The 3,318-nt window shown below is 76.8% G+C and carries 1 protein-coding gene; it reads right to left on the bottom strand.

The genetic code is table 11. The features are described 5' to 3' along the window. Positions 1-3,318: SDR family NAD(P)-dependent oxidoreductase (locus EBH09_RS30300; protein WP_193776614.1), on the bottom strand; the 3,318-nt coding region annotated here is incomplete at both ends.

Raw genomic sequence — 3,318 nt, 5'->3', positions numbered from 1 at the left:
CGTTGCCCGGCACCACACCGTCGCTGACGGCGGCGACGACGCTCTGGAAGGCCGGACCGGCATCCGTCGTCGGGGCGGCCGCGCTGATGTCCGTGAAGCCGCACGCGGCCAGCGCGTCCCGCCACTGGCGCTCGCTCGCCAGCGGAGAGCGGGGCATGCGCTGCTCCGGGTCCGAGAACAGCCACCAGCCGGTCGTCAGGCCGAAGACGAGCGCCAGCTGGTTCCGCGCCCGGGTGCCCTCGACCAGCAGCAGGGCACCGCCCCGCCGCAACAGCCGCTTGGTCTCGGTCAGCGTGTCGGACAGCCGCCGGGTGGCGTGCAGGACGTTGGTGGCCAGCACCACGTCGTGGACGCCGGGGGTCAGGCCCTGCCCGGCCGGGTCGGTCTCTATGTCCAGCGCCTCGAAGCGGGTGAAGGGGTACTGCGCGCCGAAGCGGTTCCTGGCCTTGCGGACGAAGGCCGGGGACACGTCGGTGAAGACGTACTCGACGCCGTCGCCGTGGGGGGCGAGGGCGGCGAGCACGGCCGCCGTCGTACCGCCCGTGCCGGCACCGATCTCCAGGATCCGCACCGGTGCGGTGGGGTCGGCGGCCCGGCGGGCCTCGACCTGCTCGGCGACGAGCCGCGCCACCTCCGCGTTGCAGCGGTCGGTGACCGGGTCGCCCCGGTAGACGGCGGCCACACGCTCGGCGGAGCCGTCGGGGAAGAGGACCTCCATGGCGGGGCGGCGGCCGGTGAGCACGTCGGGCAGCGCGGTCAGGCAGTCACCGAGGAGCGTGACGACCGGCGCGAGGGACGGGTGCCGTTCCGCCAACTGTGCGAATTCCGTGTTGAGTTCCTCCTCGGGCGTGGTCCCGCGGCCCGTCGGGCGCAGCCCCCCGTCCGTGACGGTCAGCCAGCCGGCCTCGGCCAGCATGTCCAACTGCGCCTGGAACAGCGCGGCGTGTACGGGCACCACGCCCAGGCGGGCGGCGAGCTCTTCCGGGGAGGCCTCGCCCGCGCCGAACAGTCCCGCCCGGTCGAGCACCGACGCCAGCAGGCGCAGCGCCAGTTCCTCCGCCTCGGCCACCGCACGCTGGTGCGCGGCCAGTTCACGGTCTTCCCCGGACGCGCCCGGGAAGCGGACCTCGGGCAGCGGGCCCGGCGCGCCGCCCGGCAGCACGCGCAGGGTGCGGTCGGGGTCGATGCCGAGGTTGTCCAGGATGGGCCGGTCGGCGTCCAGGGCGAACACCTGGGGCAGTCCGGCCGCGAGGGTCCGCTCGACGACGGTCATGCCCTGCTCGGCGCTCAGCGGCCGGATGCCGGCGGCGCTGAAGCGGCGCAGCACCCGCTCCCGCTCCGGGTCGCCGCCCGCGTGCCAGTAGCCGAGGTTGAGGACCCGCACCGGGAAGGGCAGGGTGCGGGCGGCGTGCAGGGCGCAGGCGTCGGCGAAGGTGCAGCCGGCGGCGTAGCCGGCCTGGCCGTGGTTGCCTTCGAAGGCCACGCCTGAGGAGTAGAGGAGCGCGAAGTCCAGCGGCACCTCGCGCACCGCCTCCAGCAGGCTCCAGGTCGCGTCGGCCTTGGACTCCAGGGCGGTCCGCAGCCCGTCCTCCGGCAGCTCCCTGAGCACCTGGTTGACCAGCACCATCGCGGCGTTGATCACCCCGTGCAGGGTGCCGAACTCCTGCACGGTGAGGTCGACGGCCTTCTTCAGCTCGCCCGGGTCGGTGGCGTCGAGGGCCAGGTAGCGGACCTCGGCGCCCGCCTTCTCCAGCTCCGCGACGGTCCGCCGCCGGGTCTCGTCGAGGGGTGATCGGCCGACCACGACCAGCTTCGCTCCGTAGACGCGGGCCAGGTGCCGACAGGTGTCCCGGCCGACGGCGCCGAGACCGCCGACGACCAGGTAGACGCCGCCCGGGCGGAAGCGGGGCGCGGCGGCGGGCAGTTCGACCCGTTCAAGGGTGCGCACCCGGCGGACGCCCGCGCGCAGCGACACCGGCACCGGCCGGGCCGGGAACGGCTCGGCGACGATCGCGCCGGCCGCGTGGGCGGCCTCCGCCGCGCGTACGTCGACGAGTGCCACGCGCAGCGCGGGGAACTCCTTGGCCGCGACGGCGGCCAGGCCGGCGGTGCCGGCGGCCCACGGGGAGGAGTCGTCGCCCGCCTCCAGCGGGTGGACGTCGGTGGTGACGACCTTGAGGCGCGTCCCGCGCTCCAGCAGGCCGTGCCGGTCCAGCGCCCGCACCAGGCGGTACAGGGCGACCGGGCCCCGGTCGGTCAGGGCCCGCAGCTCGGCGCGGCCGGCGGGCTCGCGGCCGGGGGCCGTGGCGAGGAAGTACACCAGGTCCGGTGCGCCGGGTCCGGCCAGGGCACGGTCGAGTTCGGCGTCCGCGAGGCCGCCGGGGCCGACCGGGAGCCGCCGTACGTCGGCGCCGCGGTGGGCGCGGGCGATGCCGGCGGCGGGCTCGGCGTCCAGCCGCTCCCCGACCAGCAGCACGCCGCGGGCGGCCGCGGCGCGCTCCTCGGCGGGCCGGGCGGTCCACACGGGCTGGTGCACCACCACCGCGGGCGGCTTGGCCTCGCGGTAGGTCAGGCCCTCGAAGCGGACCCGTACCGCTCCGGCGTCGTCGCAGAGCAGCACCTCGCAGCGGTCGGTTCCGGTCTCCCGGACGTACGACCAGCCGGTCGTGGGGACGGCACCGAACACGTCGACGCGGTCGGCCGCGAAGGGCAGCATCGGCCGCGCGTGTTCGCCCCGGCGGCGGACCAGCAGGGCGGCGACGGTGTGCAGGGCGGCGTCCAGGACGCCCGGGTGCAGGAGGTGCGCCGGGTCGTCACCGGCGGGCTCGCCGATCCGGCCGAGCACCTCGTCCCGGCCGGTCCACACCTGCCGGACGCGGCGGAAGAACGGCCCGTACGGCAGTCCCTGCCCGGCCAGCGCGCGGTAGAAGGCGGTTTCGCCCGGGCCTTCGTCCAAGCGGGCGCGCAGCGCGGTGACGTCGAGGGCGGCGGGCGCGGCCGGGGCGGCGGCGAGGCGGCCGCAGGAGCGTACGGCGTCGTCGGCGCCGCGGATCTCGTACCGGTCGCCGTCGAAGGTCACCGCGACCGTCTCCGCGGCCCCTCCCAGAGCCAGCGGGACGACCCAGCGGACGTCCACGCAGGCGCATCCGGCCAGTCCCCCGCTCGCCTCGGCGACCAGGTCCAGGTGGCCGACGCCGGGGAGGATGGGCCGTCCGTCGACCACGTGGTCGCGCAGCACCGGCTCCTCGGCGGCGAGCCGGCGCTCCCACCGGCGCGGGCCGCGCGAGGGGGCGAGGGCGGGTGCGGGAGCGGGCGTGG

The sequence above is a fragment of the Streptomyces sp. E2N166 genome (genome assembly GCF_003671715.1).
Taxonomy (GTDB): Bacteria; Actinomycetota; Actinomycetes; order Streptomycetales; family Streptomycetaceae; genus Streptomyces; species Streptomyces thinghirensis.
Note: the sequence above shows the minus strand (reverse complement) of the source record. Positions and strands in the feature narration are given on the sequence as shown.